This is a genomic window from Streptomyces nidicola, from assembly GCF_050106155.1.
Lineage (GTDB): Bacteria > Actinomycetota > Actinomycetes > Streptomycetales > Streptomycetaceae > Streptomyces.
This window is the reverse complement of the sequence record NZ_JBNBPI010000001.1, coordinates 667,499-692,135: the sequence shown is the minus strand read 5'-3', so window position 1 is coordinate 692,135 and position 24,637 is coordinate 667,499. Positions and strand designations below refer to the sequence as shown.

Annotated in this window: 22 protein-coding genes and 2 pseudogenes; 9 read left to right on the top strand and 15 right to left on the bottom strand. The window is 71.1% G+C overall.

Features of this window, described 5'->3' with window-relative positions; translation table 11 throughout:
- Positions 1 to 39: 39 nt before the first annotated feature.
- The 3 genes from ACOKM3_RS03290 to ACOKM3_RS03280 form a co-directional block, all read right to left on the bottom strand.
- Positions 40 to 1,395: an MFS transporter gene (locus ACOKM3_RS03290; RefSeq protein ID WP_426896686.1), complete on the bottom strand. Its 1,356-nt coding sequence runs from the start codon at positions 1,393 to 1,395 to the stop codon at positions 40 to 42.
- Between the two features lie 265 nt (positions 1,396 to 1,660).
- Positions 1,661 to 2,425, bottom strand: coding sequence for a GNAT family N-acetyltransferase (locus ACOKM3_RS03285; RefSeq protein WP_426906688.1), 765 nt, complete (start codon positions 2,423 to 2,425; stop codon positions 1,661 to 1,663).
- A gap of 109 nt (positions 2,426 to 2,534) precedes the next feature.
- Positions 2,535 to 4,052 carry an MFS transporter gene (locus ACOKM3_RS03280; protein WP_426896684.1) on the bottom strand — a complete coding sequence of 506 codons (1,518 nt, stop codon included), beginning with the start codon at positions 4,050 to 4,052 and terminating at the stop codon, positions 2,535 to 2,537.
- A gap of 161 nt (positions 4,053 to 4,213) precedes the next feature.
- Between ACOKM3_RS03280 and ACOKM3_RS03275 the strand changes: the two genes are divergently transcribed.
- A complete protein-coding gene (locus tag ACOKM3_RS03275) occupies positions 4,214 to 4,672 on the top strand; it encodes an SRPBCC family protein (protein ID WP_426896682.1) in 459 nt (152 codons plus the stop codon).
- An 88-nt stretch (positions 4,673 to 4,760) separates the two neighbouring features.
- On the opposite strand, the pseudogene ACOKM3_RS03270 reads toward ACOKM3_RS03275, so the two are convergent.
- Positions 4,761 to 5,333, bottom strand: a pseudogene (locus tag ACOKM3_RS03270) (TetR/AcrR family transcriptional regulator); the annotation flags it as partial.
- Between the two features lie 87 nt (positions 5,334 to 5,420).
- Here ACOKM3_RS03270 and ACOKM3_RS03265 point away from each other — a divergent pair.
- Positions 5,421 to 6,314, top strand: a complete 894-nt coding sequence (locus tag ACOKM3_RS03265; protein ID WP_426896680.1) for an NADP-dependent oxidoreductase — start codon at positions 5,421 to 5,423, stop codon at positions 6,312 to 6,314.
- Positions 6,315 to 6,458: 144 nt separating this feature from the next.
- Here ACOKM3_RS03265 and ACOKM3_RS03260 read toward each other — a convergent pair whose 3' ends face one another.
- Positions 6,459 to 7,235: a TetR/AcrR family transcriptional regulator gene (locus ACOKM3_RS03260; RefSeq protein ID WP_426896678.1), complete on the bottom strand. Its 777-nt coding sequence runs from the start codon at positions 7,233 to 7,235 to the stop codon at positions 6,459 to 6,461.
- Between the two features lie 138 nt (positions 7,236 to 7,373).
- On the opposite strand from ACOKM3_RS03260, the gene ACOKM3_RS03255 reads away from it, so the two are divergent.
- Positions 7,374 to 8,462: an alpha/beta fold hydrolase gene (locus ACOKM3_RS03255; RefSeq protein ID WP_426896676.1), complete on the top strand. Its 1,089-nt coding sequence runs from the start codon at positions 7,374 to 7,376 to the stop codon at positions 8,460 to 8,462.
- Between the two features lie 64 nt (positions 8,463 to 8,526).
- On the opposite strand, the gene ACOKM3_RS03250 is transcribed toward ACOKM3_RS03255, so the two are convergent.
- Positions 8,527 to 9,204: an AIM24 family protein gene (locus ACOKM3_RS03250; protein ID WP_426896674.1), complete on the bottom strand. Its 678-nt coding sequence runs from the start codon at positions 9,202 to 9,204 to the stop codon at positions 8,527 to 8,529.
- Positions 9,205 to 9,312: 108 nt separating this feature from the next.
- On the bottom strand, positions 9,313 to 9,552 hold the full coding sequence (locus ACOKM3_RS03245) for a chaplin (protein ID WP_426896672.1): 240 nt from the start codon (positions 9,550 to 9,552) through the stop codon (positions 9,313 to 9,315).
- Positions 9,553 to 9,738: 186 nt separating this feature from the next.
- Between ACOKM3_RS03245 and ACOKM3_RS03240 the strand changes: the two genes are divergently transcribed.
- Entirely contained in the window at positions 9,739 to 10,281 is a 543-nt protein-coding gene (locus ACOKM3_RS03240; protein ID WP_426896670.1) for a hypothetical protein, read from the top strand.
- Positions 10,282 to 10,337: 56 nt separating this feature from the next.
- Positions 10,338 to 10,991: an HAD family hydrolase gene (locus ACOKM3_RS03235; RefSeq protein WP_426896668.1), complete on the top strand. Its 654-nt coding sequence runs from the start codon at positions 10,338 to 10,340 to the stop codon at positions 10,989 to 10,991.
- Positions 10,992 to 10,997: 6 nt separating this feature from the next.
- Here ACOKM3_RS03235 and ACOKM3_RS03230 read toward each other — a convergent pair whose 3' ends face one another.
- The gene (locus ACOKM3_RS03230; RefSeq protein ID WP_426896666.1) at positions 10,998 to 12,197 is read right to left on the bottom strand and encodes a methyltransferase; all 1,200 of its coding nucleotides are present in this window, start codon (positions 12,195 to 12,197) and stop codon (positions 10,998 to 11,000) included.
- Between the two features lie 312 nt (positions 12,198 to 12,509).
- Between ACOKM3_RS03230 and ACOKM3_RS03225 the strand changes: the two genes are divergently transcribed.
- Positions 12,510 to 13,355, top strand: coding sequence for a hypothetical protein (locus tag ACOKM3_RS03225; RefSeq protein WP_426896664.1), 846 nt, complete (start codon positions 12,510 to 12,512; stop codon positions 13,353 to 13,355).
- Positions 13,352 to 14,135, top strand: a pseudogene (locus tag ACOKM3_RS03220) (phosphotransferase). Before ACOKM3_RS03225 ends, ACOKM3_RS03220 begins: the two are co-directional and overlap by 4 nt.
- Before the next feature lie 87 nt (positions 14,136 to 14,222).
- Here ACOKM3_RS03220 and ACOKM3_RS03215 read toward each other — a convergent pair.
- The gene (locus tag ACOKM3_RS03215; protein ID WP_426906686.1) at positions 14,223 to 14,507 is read right to left on the bottom strand and encodes a tetratricopeptide repeat protein; all 285 of its coding nucleotides are present in this window, start codon (positions 14,505 to 14,507) and stop codon (positions 14,223 to 14,225) included.
- A gap of 341 nt (positions 14,508 to 14,848) precedes the next feature.
- Between ACOKM3_RS03215 and ACOKM3_RS03210 the strand changes: the two genes are divergently transcribed.
- A complete protein-coding gene (locus ACOKM3_RS03210; protein ID WP_426896662.1) occupies positions 14,849 to 18,076 on the top strand; it encodes an amidohydrolase family protein in 3,228 nt (1,075 codons plus the stop codon).
- A gap of 5 nt (positions 18,077 to 18,081) precedes the next feature.
- Here the strand turns inward: ACOKM3_RS03210 and ACOKM3_RS03205 are convergent, their stop codons facing one another.
- The 6 genes from ACOKM3_RS03205 to ACOKM3_RS03180 all read right to left on the bottom strand — a co-directional run bounded on the left by ACOKM3_RS03205 (position 18,082) and on the right by ACOKM3_RS03180 (position 23,668).
- Entirely contained in the window at positions 18,082 to 18,282 is a 201-nt protein-coding gene (locus tag ACOKM3_RS03205) for an SCO3870 family protein (RefSeq protein ID WP_426896660.1), read from the bottom strand.
- A 92-nt stretch (positions 18,283 to 18,374) separates the two neighbouring features.
- Complete coding sequence (locus tag ACOKM3_RS03200) at positions 18,375 to 19,019, bottom strand: ABC transporter permease (protein WP_426896658.1); 645 nt, start codon at positions 19,017 to 19,019, stop codon at positions 18,375 to 18,377.
- On the bottom strand, positions 19,019 to 19,768 hold the full coding sequence (locus ACOKM3_RS03195; protein WP_426896656.1) for an ABC transporter permease: 750 nt from the start codon (positions 19,766 to 19,768) through the stop codon (positions 19,019 to 19,021). Before ACOKM3_RS03195 ends, ACOKM3_RS03200 begins: the two co-directional genes overlap by 1 nt.
- A complete protein-coding gene (locus tag ACOKM3_RS03190; protein ID WP_426896654.1) occupies positions 19,765 to 20,730 on the bottom strand; it encodes an ABC transporter ATP-binding protein in 966 nt (321 codons plus the stop codon). The genes ACOKM3_RS03195 and ACOKM3_RS03190 overlap by 4 nt, the downstream gene beginning before the upstream one ends.
- A 23-nt stretch (positions 20,731 to 20,753) precedes the next feature.
- On the bottom strand, positions 20,754 to 21,650 hold the full coding sequence (locus ACOKM3_RS03185) for an ABC transporter substrate-binding protein (protein WP_426896652.1): 897 nt from the start codon (positions 21,648 to 21,650) through the stop codon (positions 20,754 to 20,756).
- Positions 21,651 to 21,652: 2 nt separating this feature from the next.
- The gene (locus ACOKM3_RS03180; RefSeq protein WP_426896650.1) at positions 21,653 to 23,668 is read right to left on the bottom strand and encodes a CocE/NonD family hydrolase; all 2,016 of its coding nucleotides are present in this window, start codon (positions 23,666 to 23,668) and stop codon (positions 21,653 to 21,655) included.
- Positions 23,669 to 23,826: 158 nt separating this feature from the next.
- On the opposite strand from ACOKM3_RS03180, the gene ACOKM3_RS03175 reads away from it, so the two are divergent.
- The gene (locus tag ACOKM3_RS03175) at positions 23,827 to 24,621 is read left to right on the top strand and encodes an N-formylglutamate amidohydrolase (protein WP_426896648.1); all 795 of its coding nucleotides are present in this window, start codon (positions 23,827 to 23,829) and stop codon (positions 24,619 to 24,621) included.
- Positions 24,622 to 24,637: the final 16 nt, after the last annotated feature.

Here is a 24,637-nt window from a genome sequence, read left to right as displayed (position 1 = left end):
ACAGACTTAACCGGCGAGGTCCTGGCGTGTCCGTGGGGCTCAGGCCGACTGTGCGGGGGCGCAGGCCTGGCTGAGGGTCAGGCCCTTGGTCTCGGGGGCCAGGCGGTGCGAGACGATGCCGCCGATCAGGCTGATGGCGGCCGCCAGGAGCATCGTCACGGACGTGCCGAGGCTGTCGACGGAGAGCGGCAGGAGGAAGGTGCCGGCCGCGGCGCCGACGCGGGAGACCGCGGTGGCGAAGCCGACGCCCGCGCCGCGGATCTCCGTGGGGAACACCTCACCCGGATACACCCCGGAAAGGGCCGTGGACGCGGCGTTGACCAGGGAGAACACGAGGAAGCAGACGAGGACCAGGGTGGCGGACGCGCCCGAGAAGAAGGCGACGACGACCAGGGCGACGGTGGAGATCCAGAACGGCGGAACGGCCAGCTTGCGCCGCCCGACGCGTTCGATGAGCAGCACGGAGACCATCGAGCCGATGACCACGAGCCCGTTGATCGCCAGCGCGCCGGTCAGGCCGTCCTTGATGCCGAGGTGCTCCAGGACGGTCGGGGCGAAGGCGCCGATGGCGAAGTACGGGGTGACGTTGCAGACCCAGAAGACGCTGACGAAGATCGTGGCCTTGCGGTACTCGGGGGAGAACAGCCGGCCGAAGCCTCCCTCGGTGCGCGGCGCCGGGGTGTGGAGGTCGCGCTGGTCCTCTTCCTCCAGGTACTCGCGGGCCAGGGCGGTGGCCTCCTCGGTCCTGCCCTTGCTCATCAGCCAGCGCGGCGACTCGGGCGTGCCGAGGCGGAGCAGCAGGACGATGACCGTCGGGACGGTGCTGAGCCCGAGGACGACGGTCCAGCTGACGGACGTGTACGCGATCAGGGCGTAGCCGGCCGCGTAGGAGATGAGGTAGCCGACGTACCAGGCGACCTCTTGCACGGCGAGCAGCCGGCCACGCAGGCGGGCGGGTGCGAACTCCGCGAGCAGTGGCCAGCCGATGGAGTAGTCGGCGCCGATGGCCAGGCCCATGACGAGGCGGACCACGACGAGCTGCCACGCCTCGGTCACGAAGAACTGGGCCACGGAGCAGACCAGGAACAGGGCGAGGTCGATGGTGAACATCGATTTGCGGCCGAACCGGTCGGCCAGATAGCCGCCGACCGGCCCGCCAAGGAAGATGCCGAGCAGCGCGGCCGCGGCGATCAGCCCCTCGCCGGCGGACGACAGGCCGAGGTCCTTCGATATCGCCGGCATCACGACGCCCGTGCTGCCGAGGATGAACCCGTCGATGAACATGCCGCCCGCGATCACCACGCTCAGCTTGGTCAGGAAGCGGCGCCGCTTCGTCGACAGGGCGGGTGGCGGAAGGTCCGCCGCGGGGGCGGGTCGGGTGCTGGTCTCGGTCATGGTGGGGGCCTCGTTCCGGGATCGTCAGAACGGCGCCGTGCTGTGCCGGCGCGCTTTTGTGGGGTGGGTGGGGGGCGTGCCAACGGCCGCTGGCGCCCTGACATTGGGTGGGGCGGCAGCGGCCGCGGGGAGGAACCTTACGTCAGCCGGATACAGGGTGTCGGGGCGGCCCCGCCGGGCCCGGCAGTGCCGCCGACTGCCGCAGGGACAGGCCACGGATCTCCGGCGCCCACGCCCGGGGCCGTGATGGTGTCGAGGGGCCGGGTCAGGGGCTGACGGCGTGTTCGGTGAACGCGCCACACGTGCGGAACCCCAGCCTGCGGTACACGGGTTCGCCGTCGGCGGACGCTTGCAGGACCGCGACGCGGTGGCCGCGGTCGAGGGCCGTGTGGAGTGCGGCGAGGGTCATGGCGCCGCCGTACCCGCGTCTGCGGTGGGCGGACAGCGTGCTGATGTTGTAGATCCCGGCGACCCCCGCGTGGTGGAACACCTCGGCCGAGCAGACCGGGCGGCCGTCCTCATATCCGACCAGGTAACGGGCCTCGCAGTGCGGGGCGAGGGCCTGCGGTGCGGCCTGGGCGAAGAAGCGGCGGACCGTGGCGGCGGGCGGGGTCCAGTTCGCGGCGAGAACGGCGGCGTAGTCGGCGAGTTGCTCGGGCGTGGTCACCGCCTGGATGTCCAGTCCGGGTGCGTCGGGCGCCGGGAGGGAGTCGTCCAGCTCGGCCCACATCGCGGTCTCGCGTTCGGCCGCCGGCAGACCGGCCGCCGAGAGGCGGGCGCCGAGGTCCGGTGGTGTGGAGGCGGGACCGGCCCACCAGGAGAACGGGCGGCCGGTGCGGGCCAGCGCGCGCTGCGTCTCGGCGATACGTGCCGCCGAGGTGCCGTCCGTGAAGCGGGCCGCGGCGACGATGTTGAAGGTGTCGTCGTCCAGCCCACTGTCGGCGATCAGGAGGTCATCGGCCTCGGTGACGGTCGCGCCGCCCATGCCGCGATGCAGATGGCAGGCGTGCTCCGCCAGGTTCCGCTCCATACTGTCCGTCAGGTCCGAGGTGCTGAGGAAGTGATCGTTCACGACGGACGATCCCATCAGAGTCGGGCGCCGGACGCACGCGAATTCGCGGCCCCGGCCGACGCGCGGTCTACCGGCGTTGCTTGTCGCCCGGTTCCAACGCCGGTGCGGAGACACCGAGATGGGACCGGCACTGCGGGCGGGGTGCGTCCTCCAGGCGCGGGCGCACCGCGCGGGGCCGGATGAACAGGGCCGCCGTCGCGGCGCCCAGTACGAACAGCAGGGCGCAGCCGGCCGCGGCCCGGTGGAACGACGTGTCCACGGACTCGGGCCGCGTGTACGCATCGCCGGACAGGCCGACGGCCAGCGGCAGCGCGGCGACCACCAAGAGCTGTGCGACCCGCGCCGCCGTGTTGTTGACACCGCTGGCGAGGCCGGCGTGCTCCGGTTCCACCGACGCGAGCACCGTCGTCGTCAGCGGGGCCACGAAGAGGCTCATGCCTAGCCCGAGGACGGCGACCGCGGGCAGCACATCGGCCGCGTACGGAGACCCCGGGCCGATCCGCAACATGAGCAGCGCCCCGACCGCGGCGACGACGGGGCCCACGACCAGTGGTGGCGTCGGCCCCACCCGGCGCGCCAGATCACCGGCCCTGGGCGACAGCAACAGCATCAGCGCGGTCACCGGCAACGTCGCCACTCCCGCCTCCAACGCGTCGTACCCCAGGGCGACTTGGAGCTGTACGGGCAGCATGAACAGGATGCCGCCGATCCCCGCGTACAGGCACAGCGTCATCCCGTTCGCGGCGCTGAACAGGCGCGAGCGGAACAGCGACGGCGGCAGCATCGGCGCGGCCCGCCGCCGCTCCACGGCCACGAAGGCGACCCCCGCGGCGACACCGACGAACGCGGCGAGGCCGGCCCCCACGGAGAACGCGCCGCCCGACGACCCGATCAGCGCGTAACTCACGCCGGCCAGGCACACCGCCGCGAGTACGGCGCCGACCTGGTCGAACGGGGCGTCCGAGGCCGCGGCGTCCCGGCTCTCGGGGACGTGGCGGACGGCGATGACCAGCACGAGGACGGCGATCGGCACATTGATGAGGAAGATCCACCGCCACCCGGGCCCATCGATCAGCCACCCACCGAGGAACGGCCCGAGCGCTCCCGCGACGCCGGTGAGACCCGACCAGGCGCCCACCGCGCGGGCCTGGTCGTCGGGATGGAACACCGACCGCACCAGCGCCAGCGAACCGGGAGTCAGCAGTGCCCCGCCGACCCCCTGAAGTGCCCGCGCCGCGATCAACGTGCCCTCGTTCGGGGCGAGTCCGCAGGCCGCGGAGGCGACCGCGAACCACGCCACGCCCAGCACGAGGGCCCGCCGTCGACCGATCCGGTCGCCCATCGCGCCGCCCCACAGGAGCAGCGCGGACAGCGTCAACATGTAGGCGTTGACGACCCATTGCAGCGCGGACAGGGAGGCGCCGAGGTCGCGCCCCATGGTCGGGAGGGCGACATTGACGACCGTCCCGTCGAGCATGGCCATGCCGGACGCCAGCACCACACACGCGAGGATCCACCGCCCGCGTGCCGACGAGAGCCGGACGCCGGGGGCGGCGTCGGGGGTGATTCCGTCCGTCGCTGCCATGGCGCACATTGTCGCGGAGCCCTCGTGCGTACGCGACTGTCGGGACGGATCCGGGCGCGGGCCGCCTCCCCGGGCGAGGGGGCGGACCCGCTGTTAACTTTGTCCTGAAATACGGCATCCGTGTCCGCTGGGAACATGGGAACAGGAGCGTGACGGAACCCATGGCCAGAACCCGTCGACTGATCCTGAGCTCACCCTCCGAGGTCTGGGCGCTGCTCTCGGACGGATACCGCTACGGGGAGTGGGTGACGGGAACCCGTCAGGTGCTCGACGTCGATCCCGCGTGGCCGGATGTGGGCGCCGCGCTCAAGGTGCGGGTCGGTCTCGGCCCGCTGACCCTCGACGACACCAGCACGGTCCGGATCTGCGAGCCGGAGCAGCGCCTCGAACTCGAGGCGAAGGCAGACCCGTTCGGGGCCGCCCGCATCGCGATGAACCTCATCCCGTGGGCCGAGCACACCCTCTTCGTCCTCGACTGGCACCCGCTCAGGGGGCCGGGCACGCGGATGCACGGGCTCCCGGTGGACTACCTGGTGGCGGTCCGCAACGGGATGATGCTGACGAAGCTGGCGCGGATCGCGGTGGAGGAACACGCGAACGCGACGCCGCACGTCTTCTAGGGCGGCCCCTTCGGCCCCTCAGGCCGGCGCCGGCGCCGGCGCCGGTGTTGGTGTCCGTGTCCGCGTGGGCGTCGGCTTTGGTCGCGGGGCGGCCGGCCTCCCAGGCGGCCTCGACCATCCGGAAGATCTCGTCGAGCGCGGAGTCCGGCTCGGCCGCCTCGCGGGCCAGCGCGAACGCGTCGATCACGAACCGCGCGATCGTCCGGCAGGCCGTGGCCGTGTGCGGCAGGCCGGGATCGGCGGCGATGGCCGCGGCCAGCGACTCCGCGTGGCGCAGCCGCATCGACTCCTCGTACTTCCGCAGGGCCGGCGAGGACTCGATCATCTGCCAGATCGGGATGGAGCTGTCCGCTGTGCAGTGTCGGACCAGGGCCTCGATCTCGCGGCGCAGTGCGGGGATGAGCGGCTCGTCCGGCGCGCGGTCGGTGACCGCCCGCGTCAGGCGCTGCTCGAAGTCCTGGTCCTGCTCGAACACCAGGGCCTCTTTCGAGGCGAAGTGGGAGAAGACCGTGGTCACGGCGACGTCGGCCTCGGCGGCCACGTCGCGGATGCCCACCGCGTCGTACCCGCGATCCAGGAAGAGCCGTAGGGCGGTGTCGGCGATCTTCTGGCGGGTCGCGGCCTTCTTGCGCTCGCGACGTCCGGACGGCGGCTCGGTCATGCCCGAACGCTAGCAGATTCAAAAGAACAACAACCCCAAAGAACTAGCCGTCCTGAAATCCTAACGGTTAGTGCTACGGTCGGCCACATGAAAAAAGTGAGCTTCGCCGAGTTCGGCGGCCCTGACGTGCTGCACCTCATCGACGCCGAGGAGCCCCATGCGGGCCCCGGCCGGATACGCATCGCCGTACGCGCGGCCGGTGTGAACCCCGTCGACTGGAGGATCCGCGAAGGGCAGGTGCTGGGAGCCCACCCCACCGAACTGCCCTCCGGAGTCGGCCTGGACGCCGCGGGGGTGGTGGACGAGGTCGGCGAGGGCGTCGAAGGGGTGGAGGTCGGGGACCGCGTGTTCGGCGAAGGAGCCGACACCTACGCCGAGTTCGCCGTGCTGTCGGCCTGGGCCCGCATGCCCGAGGGGCTGACGTTCGAAGAGGCCGCGGGCTACCCGTCCGTGGTGGAGACCGCGCTGCGCCTCATCCGCGAGGTTGATGTCCGGCCGGGCCAGACGCTGCTGGTCAGCGGCGCGTCCGGGGGAGTGGGCTCCGCGGTGCTGCAGATCGCCCGCGACCGGGGCATCAAGGTGATCGGTACGGCCGGTGCCGCGAACCAGGACTACCTGCGCGACCTGGGCGCCCACGCCACGACGTACGGCGAGGGCTGGGTCGAGCGGGTGCGGCGGCTCGGCCGGGTCGACGCGGCGCTCGACCTGGCCGGTTCGGGTGTGATCCGCGAACTCGTCGAACTGACCGGGGACCCGCGGAAGGTGATCTCCATCGCCGACCTGGGCGCGCCCCAGTTCGGGGTCCGGTTCTCGGGCACGGCCGGGAGCGTGCCGGAGGCCCTCGCCGAGGCCGTGGACCTCATCTCGCGGGGCATGCTGCACATCCCGGTCGAGAAGTCGTACACACTGTCCGAGGCCGCGGCGGCACACGTCGACAGCCATGCGGGCCACACGCGCGGGCGCCGGGTCCTGATCGTCTGAGCGATCGCCGCTCCGGTGGTGCTGCGGTCCCGCCCGGTGCTGGGCTGACCTCGCCCAGCCGGGGCCGGGCGCAGGCGGCGAGGCCGCAGCGGCGGCCGGTCACCGGCCTTCGGCGCAGGCCAGTACCGCCGCGGGTGTGGATGATCAAGCCTCGTGGGGTTTGGGGGGCTGCTGAACGAGGTGCTGGTCGCGGTCGGCGCGCTCCACGAGCCCCTGGATGCCGTCGAGTACGCAGGTGAGGCCGAAGGTGAGGGGGTCGTCGTCGGTGGGGGTGAAGGCACCTTCGGCGACGGCCCGGGTGAGGGCGGGGAACCGGTCTGCGTGCACCGTGAGTTGGTGAGTGGTCAGTCGGTTCCACTCCTCGTCGCCCGCCTCGGTGGAGTCGAGCGCCTCCTGGGTGAGGTTGCGAACCAGGCTCAGGACGAGGATGGCGGCGTCGTGGCGGTGGCGGGCACTGAGCCCTGTCGGTTCGAGGGCGGCAAGCGCCGCATCCAGCCAGGCCACCTGGTGCGGGCCCATCGCGTGGCGTCGTAGGCCCGTCGCGGTCAGGATCCAGGGGTGGGCGCGGTAGACGTGCCGGCATGCGCGGGCCCAGGCTTCGAGGCGGGGGCGCCAGCCGCCCGGGACACGGTCGAGGTCGGGCGGGTCGCTGAGCACGGTGTCGACCATCAGGTCGATGAGGTCGGGTTTGCCGGGGACGTAGCGGTAGAGGGCCATCGTGGTGACCCCGAGCAGCTCGGCCACCCGTTGCATGGAGAGTGACTCCAGTCCTTCGGTGTCGGCGACCTCGACGCCGGTTCGGGCCACTTGGGCGGGTGTGAACTTCGGCTTCGGGCCCCGTCGCGGACGACTGTCCCCCTCGCCCCACAGCAGCGCGAGGCTGGCACCCGGATCCCGGTTGTTCTCCTTGTTCGCCGCCACGGTCCCGGCCTCCTTTCCGCGGACGGGCCACCTTGGGTGTTGCCATCCGCCCAACAACTGCGTATAACATACACAACAATGAACGGCGTATCACGTACACAGTTACTGGATCCATAACCGTAGCTTCTGGAGGTCTCCATGCTTGGCACCGTGATTCCCGCCGCCGCCGCCGCAGCCGTCGCCGTCGCCGCGCCTGTGGCCGGCCTCCTCGCACGCCGTGCGGTCGTCCGTTCCGGCAACGCCGGCCGTCTGCGCATCACCGCCGACCAGGGCATCGACGAGCGGTACTTCACCCGGATCGGCGGGCTCGACCAGTGGCTCTGCGTCCGCGGCGAGGACCGCGCCAACCCGGTCGTGGTGGAGCTGCACGGCGGGCCCGGCTCGTCCAACTCGGTCCTGGCCAATGTCTCCCGCGACTGGGAGCGGCACGTCACCCTGGTGCGCTGGGACATGCGCGGCACCGGAAAGACCCTGCGCCACTCGGGCGCCGAGGGCCAGGGCGAGATGACGTTCGAGCGGCTGCTGCGGGACGCCGTCGAAGTGGTGGACCACGTAAGGGAGCGCCTCGGTGTGCAACGGGTCGTCCTGCTGGGATGCTCCTTCGGTAGTGCCGTGGCGATGCGCATGGCGCGCAGCCGCCCCGACCTGGTCGACGCGTACATAGGGACCGACCAGAAGATCTTCGACGGCGGCCGGGACACCTCCGACTACTACGCCGCGCTGGACCGGCTGGAGAAGGCAGGCAAGAAGAAGGAACTGGCCGCCGTACGCGAGATGGGCCCCGACCAGCGGTCCTGGAACGCCGAGCAGTTCAGCCACTTCAACCGCTTCGCCTCCGCCACCGACCCGCACGCCTTCGCCGCGATGAAGTCCGTGGTGATGAAGTCGCTGTGGTACTCGCCGCTGCATTCCCTGCGCGAGATCGGCACCTTCTTCAAGAGCTTCATGGTCTCCGCGGCCGTACTGCCGGCCACCGCTTCTCTCGACGACTGGGCGGACGGCACCCGGTTCGACGTCCCGTTCTTCGTCGTCCAGGGGGCCTGCGACCTGGTGAACACACCGGAACGCGCCCGCGCCTTCTTCGACGACGTGCAGGCGCCGGTCAAGGAGTTCACCCTGATCGAGGACGCCGGCCACTTCGCCTCCTACAAGCGGCCCGACCTCTTCCTCGACTTCCTCCTGGCCCACGTCCTGCCGGCCCTCCCCAGTGCCCGGCAGGGTGCGTGACGCAGAGCCGCCCGCGCGCCCCGCGTGGCATCGAGACTCGCCGGTAAGGTCCGTCAGCAGGGTCCTAGTGCTGCTGCGGCTTCTGCGGGGTCGCCTCGCTGGGGCGTACGACCACGAACCCCTCGCCCTCCAGCATGAGTTGCACCGCTTCCCCGGACCCGCCGCGGATCATCGAGCCGAGCGACTGCGAGCGGTGCAGTGAGGTACGCAGACCGGCGGACCAGCCGACGACCGCGTCCGTGTCCACGTACACGGGCTGCTGCGGCGACACCGGCAGCACCAGCGGATTGCCCTCACAGACGAGCCCGAGCCGGCCGTGGCCGGTGAAGACACTGTTGAACAGCCCGCCGCCGCTGATCCCGGCGCCCTTCACCGTCTTGATCTCGTACGACAGCGTGGGGTCGAAGCAGAGGACGTTGCGGCCGTTGACGGTGAACACGTCGCCGGGCTCGATGTCCACGACGAACACGTTCTGCGCCTCTTGTGCGAACCAGGCCTCGCCCTGTCCACGCACCTTCATCACCGGTAGCCCCTCCCCGGTGACGGCGCGCTTCAGCATGCCGCCGACGCCCTGGCCCTTCCGCTCGAACGTCAGATTCCCCCGGTAGGCGACCATCGCCCCCTGCCGAGCCAGCATTTCGCCGTCGATCACATACCGGATCGACTTGGCGTTCTGAACGGTCATGCCCGGCGCGACGGCGGGCTGCACCAGGTACTCGCTCGCAAAAAGATCACCCTTCATGCGGGCATCGTGGCCCGGAGGGGGAGGTTCCTACAAGATGCCGGTCCTGACCCGGCGAACGGCGAAGCCCCCTCCGCCTCTGCGGCGGAGGGGGGCTTCGTTGCGTCACTACTTGTTGACGCAGGCATTCCCGAAGGCCGGGTTGAGCAGGCCGACGACATCGAGGGAGTTGCCACAGGCGTTGACCGGGATGTGCACCGGAACCTGAGCCACGTTGCCGGAGATGACGCCCGGCGAGTTCTGCGCCACACCAAACGGGTCGGTGTCGGCGGCGGCGATGCCAGCTGTTCCGAGGACGGCGATGCCGGCCGCAGCTGCCGTGAGACCCAGCTTGATCATGGGCTTCATGAAGACTCCTTGAGTGAGACGAAGACGTGACGGATACGCATCCCGTCACCACTCAGGCACTCATAGTTTTCACTGTCGCGCCTCTCGGGATGGGCCGCAGGTGGCACCCCGCACTGTCAGTGGGTCCGCCTAGCATGACGCCACGACGGCCGCCGGCGTTGGCGGCCCATGCGGGGAGGGGTCCTGGTGCACAGGCCGGTCACGGGCGAGGTCCATGTTTCGTACGGGCAGATCTACGTGGTCAGCGATCACGATGATCAACCGGATCTGGACGAGACCTTCGCCGGACAGACATCTGGGCTGTGCGGTGCAGCGGTCCCGGGCTTTCTGTGGCTGGTCACCGGGCTGCACACCGGGGATGTGGGCTTCACCGTAGAAGTCCACGAAAGCGCCCCCGCTGTGGACCCGGTGTGGGAGGACGTCGTGGAGGTGTCCTTCCGGCCACTCTCCGGCGACTCCTGCTTGCAGCAGTGGGCCGGGGAGCGAGCTTGGTCGCTCGGACTCGAGGAGACCGACTACCGGGTGCGCTACAGCGGGCGCGGGATGGACCGTGGGCACGAGCTGGACACGCGCTTGGAGGAAGACGCGGCCGACCAGTACCTCCTCCAGTTCTGGCCTGCGCCGCCGCAACCAGACCGCATCGTGCGGCAGACGTCGCAGATCGCGGCGTACTGGCACGGCGTGGCCCGGGAGACACCTTCCGAGGGGGCTGGAGGGGGAGGTGCGTAATCAGCCGTCAGCGTGTGTCGGCCCTCGGTTTCGCGGAGCGTGATTCACTTCAGGCCATGCCGCTGCCGCTCCTGTTGTTGGACCTGGACAACACTCTGGTCGACCGTGACGCGGCCTTCCGTGCCGCTGTCGTGCACTTCTTCGCCGAGTACGGATTGGCCGCCGACGATGTCGGATGGGTGATGGATCTGGATGGCGGTGGCTACGCGGCGCGTGGGGAAGTCGCCGGGGCGATGGTCGAGCGATACGGCGATGTAGTGCCGGGCGCGGCCGTGCGTGCGCTTCTGGACGAAGGTGGCGCCGGTCGCGTCGTCCTGGCGGAGGCCACCCGCGAGGCGTTGGTCAAGGCGCGGGCGGGTGGCTGGAGTTGTGGCATCGTCACCAATGGCCGTACCGCCCAGCAGGTGGCGAAGATTCGGGCCGGCGGGCTCGATGGGCTTGTTCAGGGGTGGGTCGTTTCCGAGGCTGTCGGTCACAAGAAGCCGGAGCCGGAGATCTTTCGGGCGGCCGCTGACGCCGTCGGCGTTCCGCTGGAGGGGGCGTGGGTGGTCGGTGACTCGCCCCATACGGACATCGGGGGTGCCCACGCGCTCGGGCTGCGGAGCGTATGGGTCTCGGGTGGGCGGGCCTGGGCCGTGGATGGCTACCGGCCCACCCATGTCGCCGTCGACGTCGCGGCCGCGATTCACCACGTCATCGGGTCCGCCTGAACGCGCTCAGCCGCGTCGGCCGCGTGGCTCCTGCTTGACCGCCTTCAGGATCACGAACTTCGCGTTGCTGGCGACCAGTTGGCTGTTGCCGAACAGGCGGCGCAGCTTGATGTGGTAGCCGAGGTGCCGGTTGCCCACCACCCACAGTTCGCCGCCGGGGCGGAGTGCCGCGCGGGCCTGGGTGAACATGCGGTACGCCGTCGCGTCCGTCGTGGCCTGGTGGGTGTGGAACGGCGGGTTGTTCAGGATCAGGTCCACGTCGCCGGGAGGTGTGTCGGCGAGACCGTCGGCGACGCGGAATTCGGCCTTGCCGGGGCGGTCGCCGACGTTCTCGGCGTACGTGGCCTCCGCCGAGGCCACCGCCTGGTGCGACTCGTCCGTGAAGAGGACATCCGCGTTCGGGTGGGTGAGGGCGGCGCTCGTTCCGACGACGCCGTTGCCGCAGCCCAGATCGACGATCCTGCGCGCGTCCGTGTCCCGCGGGAGGTGCTGGAGGAGGAAACGGGTGCCGATGTCGAGGTGCTCCGCGCAGAACACGCCCGCGTGATTGACCACCGGCCGAGCCGACAACGGGCCGATGTCGGACGGGAGTTGGTAGGTGTGCGGCCACGGGTTCGGGTCCGGGGCGAGCGTCGGGTCCGGCTCCGTGAAGATGAGGCGCGCCTTCTTCTCCGCCAGCGACGTACGCGTCGGGCCGACGATCCGCTCGAACAGGTTCAGCGTCGAGGTGTGGATCTCCTTCACCATGCCGGTGCCGATCACCACCGTGTTCGCGTGCACGGCGGGGCGCAGGCGGTGCAGCTGGTCCTCGAGGAGGGCGAGGCTCTTCGGGACGCGGACGAGGAGGACGTCGATGGTGTGGGGCGGGGTGTCCTGGGTGGTCAGGAGGCGGGCGCCGGTGTGCTCGTTCCGGGTCAGGTTCGCGTACGTCGCCTGCTGGCCGAGGTACGAGTCCGAGATCACGGTCGGCGTACAGCCGGGGACCCCCGTGAGTGCCGTGGCAAGCGCGCCCCAGCGGTCGCCCACCACCGTCACCGCACCGGTCAGGTCCGTCCCCGCTTCGGCGAGGTGCCGCAGCAGGTACGCGTCCGCGGCGTCCCATGCGCGCAACTGGTCGCGGGGGTTCTCCGGGAAGCGGGCGAGATCGACGTCTCCCCAGGGAGTGGTCAGGCGAGGGGCCGGCGCGGGCTGATCTGTGCGGTTCATCGTCCAGCAAGGCTAGCCGAGTCCCAGCTCACGGGTGCGCGGCCTGCGGGGCTCCCCGGGTGTACGGCTGTTCCGCTGGGGGCCTGCTACGGTCCTCCCAGCCGTCCGGGTCCGCCTTGGCCCGGACCGAAACATCGCCCCCCGCCTGGTGAGTTGGGGCGGCGGCAAGGACGCGTGTCCCGTTCTTCCGCAGTTCTGGACGTCCCCGGCGGGCCACGGATCGCACCATTGATTTCGTCGCACCCGATGCGGTGCCAGGCGCCGGCGATCCAGGGTGGCCCGCCCCGCCCGGCGGCACCGAAGGACATCGTCATGCCTTCCGCCGCATCCGGTTGTCGCCCCCTGCTGCGCATCCCCGGCACCACCGCCTTCTTCCTCTCCGCGGCCCTGGGTCGCGTGGGCATCGCCATGACCGGCATCGGCCTGGTCTGGCTGCTGCACGCCCGCACCGGCTCGTACGGCACAGCAGGCTTCGCGGCCAGCGGTTTCGCCCTCGCCGAGGCGCTGGTCGGGCCTCAACTGGCGGGCCTGATCGACCGGTTCGGGCAGACCCGCATCCTGCCCTTCTCCCTCCTGGCCCACGGCCTGGCCATGGCCGGAGTCCTCACGTTCACCGTGCCTGCTGCAGCGGTCGCCGCCGCCTGCTGCGCCGGTGCGTCCATCCCTCAGCTCGGGGCGCTCTCCGGCGCGCGCTGGGCCCATCTGCTCCGTGACGGACGCGACGACGAACTGCCCACCACCTTCTCGCTGGAATCACTCGCCAACGCCAGCGCCTTCCTGCTGGGCCCCGTCCCCCCTCTGGCTCGGGCTGTCCGTCGTCGTCGCGGAAGTCGCGGTCCCTCCTACGCTGGTCCTGCTGAACGTCCTCACGGAGAAGTCCGTACACCCGGCGGTCCTCACCCGGGCGTTCACCTGGAACAACTCCGCGAGCTCTGCCGGATCGGCGCTGGCGGCATCGTTGACCGGCCGGGCCGCGGACGCGTTGGGCGCTTCTGCCGCATTCGCGCTCGCCCCAGCGGCTGGGGGCGTCCTGCTGGGGCTCGCGATCGCCGTCCGCCAAAGACTCGGCTGAGCCACCGGCAGGCGACTCGGCTGAGCCGGCAACAAGTGGCACAGCTGAGTCGCCAGCAGGAATGCACCTACTGTGGCTTCGCATGACCGACACCGAGATCGAGATCACTGCGGAGCTGGTGCGCGGCCTGCTCACCGACCAGCATCCGGACCTCGCGGGGCTGCCCATCCGGGAGGTGGCGGGTGGGTGGGGGAACAAGATGTGGCGTCTTGGGGATGAGTTGGCCGTGCGTGTGCCGCGTGATGACGTGGGTTCGCGGTGAGCCGTTGGACTCCGCCGTGATCAGTCGTGGTGACCATGCGGCCGATGCGCTGGCGGGGTTTCTCGGGGCGCTGTATGTGGAGGCGCCCGGCGAGGCGTCGGCCAGTTCTGACCGGGGCGCTCACCCCAAGGAGTGCACGGACGGTTTCGAGGGGTTCCTGCAAGCCATCGTACCCGGCGGACTTGGCGCCGAGGTCGGGGCCGTCCGGGACGTCTGGGGCGATGCTGTCAGGGCCCCTGAGTGGCAGGCGCCGCCGGTGTGGCTGCACGGTGATCTTCATCCCGCGAATGTCGTCGTCTCGGACGGGACGCTCTCGGGCGTGGTCGACTTCGATGCCATGTTCGCCGGTGATCCGGCGTGGGACCTCGCGGCCGCGTGGCTGCTCCTTCCCGCGGGCGCCGACGAGCGGTTCTTCGAGGCGTACGCGCGTGCGGACGACGCGACGATCCGGCGCGCCCGAGGGCTGGCCGCCATGAAGAGCCTCTTCCTCGTCCTCATGGGCCAGAACGGTGAGCGGGGTCTGCCGGGAGGCAAGCCGACGTGGGGGCCTGCGGGCAGGGCGGCGCTCGGTCGAGTGGTGGCGTCCAGCGTGCGCCGACCCTGAGCCAGAGCTGGACAGGCCTCAACGGCAGCGGGTCCTGCCCGGAAAGGCAGGACCCACATCTTGTTCCGTGCGTGGTGCGCGAGTCGGCTAGTCGAAGTCGCCCGCAAGCGCCGACGCCATCCGCAGGTGCGGCGCCGCCTCGTCGTGGCGGCCCTGCCGCTCCAGCGTGCGGCCGAGCATCAGGCGGGCGTAGTGCTCCACCGGGTCGCGCTCCACGATCGTGCGCAACTCGGTCTCGGCGCGGCGCAGTTGGGCCGAGTGGTAGTACGAACGGGCCAGGAGGAGGCGGGGGCCGGTCTGCTCGGGAACCTCCTCGACGAGACCGTCGAGGATCCGCGCGGCGTTCGCGTACTCCTTGGCGTCGAAGAACATCTGGGCACGGTCCCAGCGCTCCGCGGCCGTCCCGTGCGTGTAGTACTGCTGCTCCACTGTTGCCTCCTTGCTCGAGGCCTTCAACGGAGGTACGGGGTGGGGTATTCCTGGCGGCTGGCCAGGGAGAGTTTCCGCAGGTCGCGGACGCGCGGTGCGTCTTCGGTGGGCGGCTTCCGTGTGTCCATCGGCCGGTTCACCGCGTCGGCCATGTTGACTCACTGCGGGTGCCACGTATGTTGCTGTGCGTCCCCTCTCCGACTCGCGCACAGTTCGGTCCCGCAAGGCCCACGGGCCCCCTCGGTCCCATGGGTCCACATGCCCTCCGTGCAATGGGAGTCTCCATGGACACCACCCCCGTCACCACCCCCGTCGACACTTTGGGTCCTGCCGCTGCCGGCGGTCCAACCTTCACCCGCCGACGGTTCCTGCAGACCACCACCGTCACGGCCGGCGCCGTCGCCGCGGGCGCCGGCGCGCTCCTCGAACCGGCGACAGCGGCAGCCGCCGCCCCCGCGTCCCTCTCCTTCACCGCCGCCACCAACGGAGCCGTCACCCTCGCCCCGTCCGGCGACCGCTTCGTCGCCGAGATCCAGAACATCCTGTGGTCGATCCCGCGCAAGGGCGGCACCGCGAGACCGCTCACCACCCCCGAACTCGAGCCCACCCGCCCCCAGTTCGCCCCTGACGGGAAGCGGCTCGTCGTCTGCGGCTACCAGGGCGGCGGCTTCCACCTGTGGCTCCTGGACGCCGACGGCGGTACGCCGAAACAGCTCACCGACGGGCCGTGGGACGACCGCGGCCCCGCCTGGTCCCCGGACGGTCACCGGATCGCCTTCGCCTCCGAGCGCGGCGGCGACCCCGAGTCGGCCGCCCCGTACCGCATCTGGACCATCGACGTACGCGACGGCACCCTCACCCGCCTCACCGGCGCTCCCGGCCAGGACGGCCCGGGGCAGACCGGCGCCTGGGAGGACTTCGACCCGACCTGGTCCGCCGACGGCACGCGCGTGCTCTTCGTACGAGGAGTGGTCACCGACGCCGGAACCCTCCGGGCCTCCACCCTCGCCTCGGTCGCCGCCGACGGCACCGGAGCCGTCACCACCGAGCACACCGACGACTCCGGCGCCCAGGTCATGACCCCGGCCGTCGCCCCGAAGCCCAAGGGCTCCCTCGCCTATCTGCGGACCACCGCGTCACCCGCCGCCACCTGCATCCTCGTCGTCGACGGGAAGCCGGTCGACGTTCCGGGCGACCTTGCCCCCGTGCCGCCCCGCTGGACCGGCCCGGACACCCTGCTGCTCACCGTCGACGGCCGCTTCCGGCTCGTGCGGCCAGCCGTCCCGGGCGAGGGCGAACGGATCGCGTTCATCGCGAAGCTTCCGGTCGACCGGCCGCGCTACCGCGTCAAGCGGTACGACTTCGAGGCCGGGGGAGTCCGCCCGGTCCGCTCCCCGCACCTGCCGGCGCTGTCGCCCGACGGCAAGCAGGTGGCCTTCGCTGCCCTCAACTCGCTGTGGATCGGCGCCACTTCGGGCGGCCACGCCCCGCGCAAGGTCGTACAGGCGCCGCAGACCCGCTACGTACTCGCACCGACCTGGAGCCCCGACGGCAAGGCGCTCGTCTACGCCGATGACCGGGCCGGCCTGTTCTCCGTGCGTCGGCATGACCTGGACAGTGGCAAGGAGACGGTTCTCGCCGAGGGAGGGCGGGTGTTCCCCGCGCTCTCGCCCGACGGGGAGCGCCTGGCGTGCATCGACATGTCGGGCAACCTCGTCCTCCGCGACCTCGCCGCGGGCACCGAACGCGTCCTCGCCGCGCCGATGGGCAGCGGTGGACTGCCCGGAAGGCCCTGTTGGTCGCCCGACGGCAGATACGTCGCGCTGTGCGACCGCAGCCGCCTCAACCAGCGCTTCCGCGAGGGCTACAACCTCATCCGGGTCGTCGACACCAAGACCGGCAAGGCGGTCGTGCACGCGGTCGCCCCGCACGTCTCGATCGCCGACCGCTACGACTCCGGGCCGGTGTGGTCGCCCGACGGCCGCAACATGGCCGTGGTCGTGGAATCCGCGCTGTGGCTGCTGCCGGTACGAGGCGACGGCACCCCGGCCGGTGACCCCCGGCAGGTGACCGACGAGGCCGCCGACCACCCGAGCTGGTCCGCCGACGGCCGGCAGATTCTCTACCTGAGCGCGGGCCGGCTCCGCCTCCTCGACGTGGCGAAAGGGGCCGCCCGTACGGTCAGGATCCCGCTCGACCACCGTCGCCCCCGCCCCGCCGACACCGTCGTGCACGCGGGCCGGTTCTGGGACGGCACGGGATCCGAGGTCCGCGACGACGTCGACATCACCGTCGAGGGCGGCCGCATCACCTCAGTCACCGCGCACCACGCGGGCCATCGCGCATCCGTCAAGCGCATCGACGCCTCCGACAGGACCGTGATCCCGGGCCTCTTCGACGCCCACACCCACCCCTGGCAGTCCACCTATGGTGGCCGCCAGACCGCGCTGCAACTCGCGTACGGCATCACGACCGCCGTCTCCCTCGGCGGTTTCGCCTACGAGCAGGCCCGCATCCGGGAAGCGGTGTACGCGGGGGCGCTCGCGGGGCCGCGGCTCCTCGCCACCGGGGAACTGCTCGACGGGCCGCGCGTCGCCTACAGCATGGGACGCGCCCACCGCACCCGCGCGGGCCTGCGCCGCTCCCTCGACCGGGCCGCCGCGCTCGACTGGGACTTCGTCAAGACCTATGTGCGGGCGCCGGGCTGGGTGATGAAGGAGGCGGCCTCCTTCGCGCACGAACGCCTCGGCGTGCGCAGCGGCAGCCACCTGTGCACACCGGGGATCCAGCTCGGCCAGGACCTGACGACCCATCTGCAGGCCACGCAGCGCCTGGAGTTCGGGCACGCGACGACGGCGACGGGCCACTCCGGCGAGGACGTCCAGGAGATCTACTCGAAGACCGGCGACTTCCATCTCATCGCCACCCCGTTCACGGCCCAGCCGCTGATCGGCGCGGATCCGGCACTCGCGGACGACCCGCGCGTCACCCGGCTGATGCCGCCGTGGGACACCGCCGCCGTGGAGAAGCTGGCCAAGACGCCGCCCACGGCCGCCCAACTCGCCACCCTGGACAGGGAGCTCGCGGTCTACCGGCGGATCCTCGCCGCCGGCGGGCACATCGCGCTCGGCACCGACCAGCCGCTCGTCCCGGTCGGCCTCCACCTGCACCTGGCGCTGCGTGCCCTGCACCGTGGCGGGCTGTCCCCGGCGCAGGCCCTGCACACGGCGACGCTCATGCCCGCCCGGGTCTTCAGGGCGGACGCGGACCTGGGCACCTTGGAGGAGGGCAAGCTCGCCGACCTCACGATCGTCGACGGTGACCCGTTCACCGACTTCGACGACCTGATCCGTACGACGGCGGTCCTGCGCGGCGGCGTCCCCTTCCAACAGTCCGACCTCGTCGGCTCGTTCGAACCGGTGGCCTCCAGAACGCTGAGGGCCACCGGCGAAGACTGGCTGGAAGTGGGCCGCCACATGCGCCGCGAGGGGTGCTGCGACGCGGGGATCTAGTGACCCTAGTCCGAGCGGCGCCGGCCGTCCCGGGCCCAAGTCGCCACGACGAGAGCCGAGGTGGCGAACATCAGCATGCTGAAGGTGGTGACGGATTCGACGTATGGCTCGTAGCCGCTCGCGCGCAACTGGAGTGCGAAGAAGGCGAGCACGGTTCCCAGCGCCGCGGTGGCACCGGCCATGGCCATGAACGGAGCCTGTCTCATGGGTGATTCCTCCAAACCGCGAGACGAGTGATCGGATCGAGACTACATGCGTGGCGGGGGCACGCGAATGACGTCAGTCACGGACCGGGACCCTAGACCCGCGTCCCCCGCGGCGCGAGCCGGTTGCCGACGGTCCCGAACAGGCCGTCGGCGATCAGCGCCAGGGCCGCCACCCACAGTGCCGCCGCGATGACGCCCGACAGGCCGTACGACACCTGGTTGAGGATGATGTCGCCGAGCCCGCCGCCACCCGCGACGGCCGCCAGGGTCGCGCTGGAGATGACGTACACGACGGCGATCCGGATGCCGGTGAACAACACCGGGAGGGCGAGCGGGAGTTCGACGCGCCACAGGATCTGCCACTGCGTCAGGCCCATGCCGCGCGCCGCCCGCACCAGGTCCGCGTCGACCTGCTCCACGCCCAGGTACGCGTGCGTGAGCACCGGCGGGATGGCCATGATGACCAGCGCCGTCATGACGTTCACGAAGCCGATGCCGAGCAGGCCGAGGAAGATCGCGATGAGCGCGAGCGAGGGCAGTGCGCGGCCGATGTTGGAGATGCTGACCGTCAGGAAGGAGCCCTTGCCGCGGTGGCCGAGCCACACACCGAGCGGCACCGCGATCACCAGGGCCACGGCGACGCCGGCCGCGGAGAGCAGCAGATGGTCGACGGTCCGGCTGAGCAGCAGGCCGAAGTGGTCGGCCATGAACGAGAAACTCGAGAGGAAGGTGTGCATCAGACGGTCCTCCGCGTCCTGGCCCACGGAGTGAGCACCCGGCCGAGCAGCACGAGCAGTCCGTCGGCGGCGAGCGCGAGCGCCACGGCGAGCAGACCGGCCCCGATGAACTGTGTGTTGAAGGGGGATTGGAGCCCTTGGATGATGGGCGAGCCGAGCCCCTGGTCGATGATGAACGCGGCGATCTCGACCACGCTGATCGTGGTCACGGTCGCCACCCGCAGCCCGCTGATCACGGCGGGCAGTGCGAGCGGCAGCTCGATGCGCCACAGGATCTCGCGCCGGGTCAGGCCCATGCCGACCCCCGCACGGCGTACGTCATCCGGCACCTCGCCGAGCCCGGTGACCGTCGACTTGAACAGCACCATCAGCGTGTACGCGACCAGGGCGATCTCGGCGGTGAGCACGGACAGGCCGGTCACCGGGACGAGCAGCGTGAACAGTGCCATCGGCGGGATCGTGTAGAGGAACGACGTCAGCCCGCCCAGCGGCCTGACCAGCCACTTCCGGAAGTGGGCAAGGAGTGCCAGCGGGAACGCGATCAGGAAGCCGATCCCGACCGCGATCACCGTGAGGCGCACGTGCTGGACGAGGGCCGGGCCGAACACGCTGGAGAAGTTCGCGGTGAACCAGTCGACGCAGAACACCCCGTTGTCGCGCACACACGAACTGACCGTGCCGAAGTCGGGGATGACGGGGTCGGTCCCGGCCGCAAGGGACCCGGCCGCCAGGGACAGCAACCCGCTCACGCCGCCTCCCGTATGAGCGCGACGGTGACGGAGCCCACCGGCTTGCCGGCCTCGTCCGTGACGGACAGCCGCTCGGCGCCGCCGGCCATCAGCACCGAAAGGGCGGTGCGCAGTGTGTCGCTCGTGCGCAGCACGTCGTCGGATCCGCCCTCGTCCGCCGGTTCCAGCTTCAGGTCGCCGAGTGTGCGCAGGGTCAGCGCCTTCAGGCCGCGGTCCGTGCCGACGAACCGGGCCACGTAGTCGTCGGCGGGCTCGCGCAGGATCCGCTCCGGGGTGTCGTACTGGAGCAGCTTGCCGCCCTTGGCGAGGATCGCGATGCGGTCGCCCATACGGACGGCCTCGTCGATGTCGTGGCTGACGAACAGCGTCGTCTTCTGCACCTGCTCCTGGAGGCGCAGGAACTCGTCCTGCACGTGCTCGCGCGTCACCGGGTCGAGCGCGCCGAACGGCTCGTCCATCAGCATGATGGGCGGGTCGGCCGCCAACGCCCGTGCGATACCTACGCGTTGGCGCTGGCCGCCGGAGAGCTGCGAGGGGTAGCGGTGGGCGTACTCCTTGTGCGGGAGGCCGACCAGTTCGAGCAGCTCGCGCGAGCGCTCCGCGATGCGTGGCTTCTTCCAGCCGAGCACCTGCGGCACCGTCGCGACGTTCTCCTCGATCGTCAAGTGCGGGAAGAGGCCGGCCTGTTGGATGACGTAGCCGATGCCGCGCCGCAGCTCGATGACGTCCTGCTCGCGGATGCTGCTGCCGCCGATCCGGATGTCCCCGCTCGTCAGCTCGGTGAGCCGGTTGACCAGCGTCAGCGCGGTCGTCTTGCCGCACCCGGAGGCGCCGAGCAGGACACAGATCTCGCCCGCGGGGACGGTCAGGGACAGCGCGTCGACGGCCGGTTCGCCTGTGCCGTCGTACGTTTTGGTGGCCGAGTCGAAGACTATGTCGTCGGCGGCGCCAGCGGTACGCATCGTGGAATGCTCCTCGGTCACGGTCATATCAGCTTGTTCGCTCTCAGGAACCGGTCGGCGACCTTCGCCGGGCTCAGCCGCATCATCGCGGCGGCCTCGTTCAGGGCCTGCATGGCTTCCTCCGTGAGCAACTCGTCGACGGCGTCCAGCGGTTCGGTGAGCCGCTTGCCGTACTGCTCGACGAGGGACGTGCGCACGACGGGGGAGACGTTCTGGAACCCGAAGATGGCCTGGTCGTCGTCGAGGATGGTGAAGTCGTAGCGGCGCAGCTGCGGGTCCGTGGTGAACACGTCGGCCGCGTCCACGTCCCCGTTCTTCAGCGCCGGGTACTGCAGGCCGATGTTGAGCGGCCGCACCTTCATGTCGTGCAGCCCGTACGCCTTGACGATGGCGTCGAAGCCGAGCGGGCCCGTGATGTTGTCGGGGTACTCGGCGTACGAGATCCTCCCCAGCTTCTTCAGGTCACCGACGGTCTTGAGCTTGTGCTTGCGGGCGTCGGCGGTGCGCACGGCGACGGCGTTGCGGTTCTGGAAGGGCGTCGGCGGCAGCAGCGAGATCCCGCGCCCCGCCTCGAACTTCTTCGCCGCCTCGTATGTGTCGCGCGCCGTCGTCGGCATGTGCTTCGGCATCGCGAACGTCTGCAGGATGACGCCCGTGTACTCGGGGTACAGGTCGATCTGCCCGTTGCGCAGCGCGCGGTCGATGAGGTCGGCGCTGCCCACGTTGGACTTGAGGACGACGTCGAAGCCGCGTGCCCGCAGGATCTGGGCGTACAGCTCGCCCATCACCCACGACTCGGTGAACTGCTTGGAGCCGACCGTGATCACCGGGCCGGTGCCGGCGGCCGACCCGGTTGCCGTGGCCACTCCGGCGGCCGCGATGACACCGAGCGAGCCGGTCAGGAACGTGCGTCTGCGCATGCTCAGACTCCCTGCCGGGGAATCACTGCGTCCGTGGTGCGATCGAAGACGCGGGTGTCCCCTTCGTAGGCGGTGAGGGTGTTGACGACGGTGAACGCCGAGGCGTCGGCGGTCATCCGGCTGTGCGTGACGACCTTCCAGTGCCAGTCGCCGCGCCCGCCCTCCTCGGTGCGCTCGCACTCCACGACGGCGGAGGACGGGTCGCCCTCGGTGAGCGAGAAGCGGTCAACGGCGTCGCCGCTCTTCCACAGGCCGTCGGTGAGGTCCTTGAAGTCCCCGTCGTTGATGGCGAGTTCGACGGTGGTGCGGCCGGAGACCGGGTCGTGCTCGATGCGTCGCGCGGAGCCGTCACCGGACGTCGACAGCTCGACCGGCAGGTCCGGCTGGGGCTCCCCGTAGGGGCGCAGCTCGTCGTCCGCGTCCGTCGGCGGCCGTACGGGGAGGTGGAGCGCGGCGGCGGGGGAGGGGTGCAGCGTGACCGTGACCGGCTCGGGGGACGGCCAGGCCAGCGGCCAGTACGAGGACGAGACCGCGACGCGGATGCGGTGGCCGGGCGCGAAGGCGTGCGCGGTCGCCACCAGCGGCACGGTCACGTCGTAGGCCTGCCCGGGCTCCAGCGGCAGCGTCTCCTCGTGGCCCTCGCGGTGCGTGAGGTTGAGCAGGCCGCGCGTGACGAGCCGCGAACTGCCGTCCGGAGCCACGTCGTTGAGCCGCACCGCGAGCTGCGCGGCGGGCCGGTCGGCGCTCACCCGCAGCGTCACGGACGGCGCGCCGAGGATCTCCGCGCGCTCGTCGAGGGGCGCGGTCGTGAAGCAGTGCGCGAGTCCGTCGTCGCCGCCCTGCGGGCCGAACTGCCCGGCCGCGTCGCCGAATTGGAGCCAGCTGCCGCCCGCCGTGCCCAGTACGCGCGTGCTGTCGAGGTGTGCGTCCCTGAAGCGCAGCGGGTCGTGCTCGACCGCCTCGCCCGCAGACTCGCCGGCCAGCGCGAACTCCTGCCGCTCGATGCGCTCCGAAGGCCACCGCTGCTCGGCCACCCACCGGCCGGGCCGCTGCTCGCGGTCACCGCCGGGCGCCGCCCACTCGGGCAGCCACGCCCGCAGTGCCGGATCCTCCAAGGCCCCGGTGTCCTTGCCGCGCAGGAACTGGTCGAACCAGCGCACCACTTCACCGTGGAAGTCGATCGCGGGCCCGGGCGCCGCCTGGTGCGGATACGTGTGCGCCCACGGCCCGACGAGCGCCCGCACGGGTGCGTTGCTCACGCCTTCGAGGAGGCGCAGCACGGCGCCGCAGTACGGGTCGTACCAGCCGCCCACCGCGAGCACCGGTGCCTCGATCGCGCCGAAGTCCTCGCACACCGAGCCGTGCTTCCAGAAGGCGTCGCGGGTCTGGTGCCGCAGCCACTCCTCGACGTACACCGGGGTGTCCGCCAGCCGCTCCAGCCACCGCTCGCGCCAGTCGTCGCCGACCACGGCGGGGTCGGCGGGCCGCGCGTTGTAGGCGAGCATCGTCGACGCCCACGGCAGCATCTCGGAGGCGATGAGCGAACCGCCCGTGTAGTGCACGTCGTCGGCGTACCGATCGTCCGTCGAGCAGACCGTCACGATCGCCTTCAGGGCCGGCGGGCGCAGGGCCGCGATCTGCAGGCCGTTGAAGCCGCCCCACGACTTGCCGATCATGCCGACGGTGCCGTCGCACCACTCCTGCTCGGCGAGCCACGCGATGACCTCGACGCCGTCGTCCAGCTCCGCTTGCGCGTACTCGTCGAGCATCAGCCCGTCGGAGTCGCCGCTGCCGCGCAGATCGACGCGGACGGCGGCGTAGCCGGACGCGGCGAAGCGGGCGTGCAGGCTGTTGTCGCGGTCGGCCGTCCCGTCGTTCTTGCGGTACGGGATGTACTCGAGGATCGCGGGCGCCGGGCGTGCGGGGCCTGCCGGGAGCCAGACGCGGGCGGCGAGCCGGGTGCCGTCGGCGAGCGGGATCCACAGGTGGCGCACGAGTTCTGCAGGTGCTTCGGGCAAGGTGAGGTACTCCTGTCGCGCTTCAGCTACTCACTGTCCATTCAGTAGTAACGGCTGGGCTCCCTACCCCTCGCCCACACCTCGAAACCACCTGTCCCAGAAAGTGGACGGATGAGAGATGGGTGGATGGGAGATGGGCGGATGGGAGAGTGGGCCCCATGGACACACCGCCCCACCGGCTGCACCCCGGCGATCCGGACTCCCCGGTGCTCCTGCACGTGCCGCACGCCTCCCGCGAGATCCCGGCGCGCGTACGCGAAGGCCTGCTGCTCCAAGGGGAGGCCCTGGCCCGCGAGCTGGACCTCATCACCGACGCCCACACCGAGGTCGTCGCGGAACGCGCCGCGCGTGCCGCGCACGCCACACCTTGGCGCTTCGTCAACGAGCGCTCGCGCCTGGTCGTCGACCCGGAGCGGTTCCCCGACGAACGCGAGGAGATGCGGTCGGTCGGCATGGGCGCGGTCTACACGCGCACCACACACCGCGAGCCACTGCGCCCCGAACCCCCGGCGGACGAGCAGGCCTTGCTGGACACGTACTTCCACCCCTACGCACAGGCCATGACGCAAGCAGTGGCGGACCGGCTGGCCGCGACCGGCCGGGCGGTCGTCATCGACGTCCACTCCTACCCGAGCCGCGCCCTGCCCTACGAACTGCACGGCAGCGACCCGCGTCCGCCGGTCTGCCTGGGCGCCGACCCCTTCCACACCCCGGACACCCTCGTCGCCCGGGCCCGGGAGGCCTTCGCCCCGTACGGTGACGCGGCCGTGAACACACCCTTCGCGGGTGCGTACGTCCCCCTGACGTACTACGGCAAGGAGCCCCGCGTCACCGCCCTCATGCTGGAACTGCGCCGCGACCGCTACCTCGACGAGCCGGTCACCCCGCACGACGGACTGGCGAAGGCCGCCGACGCGCTCACGCGCCTGATCGACGCGGTGACCGCCGGCTGAGCCCGCGCGAAGTCGG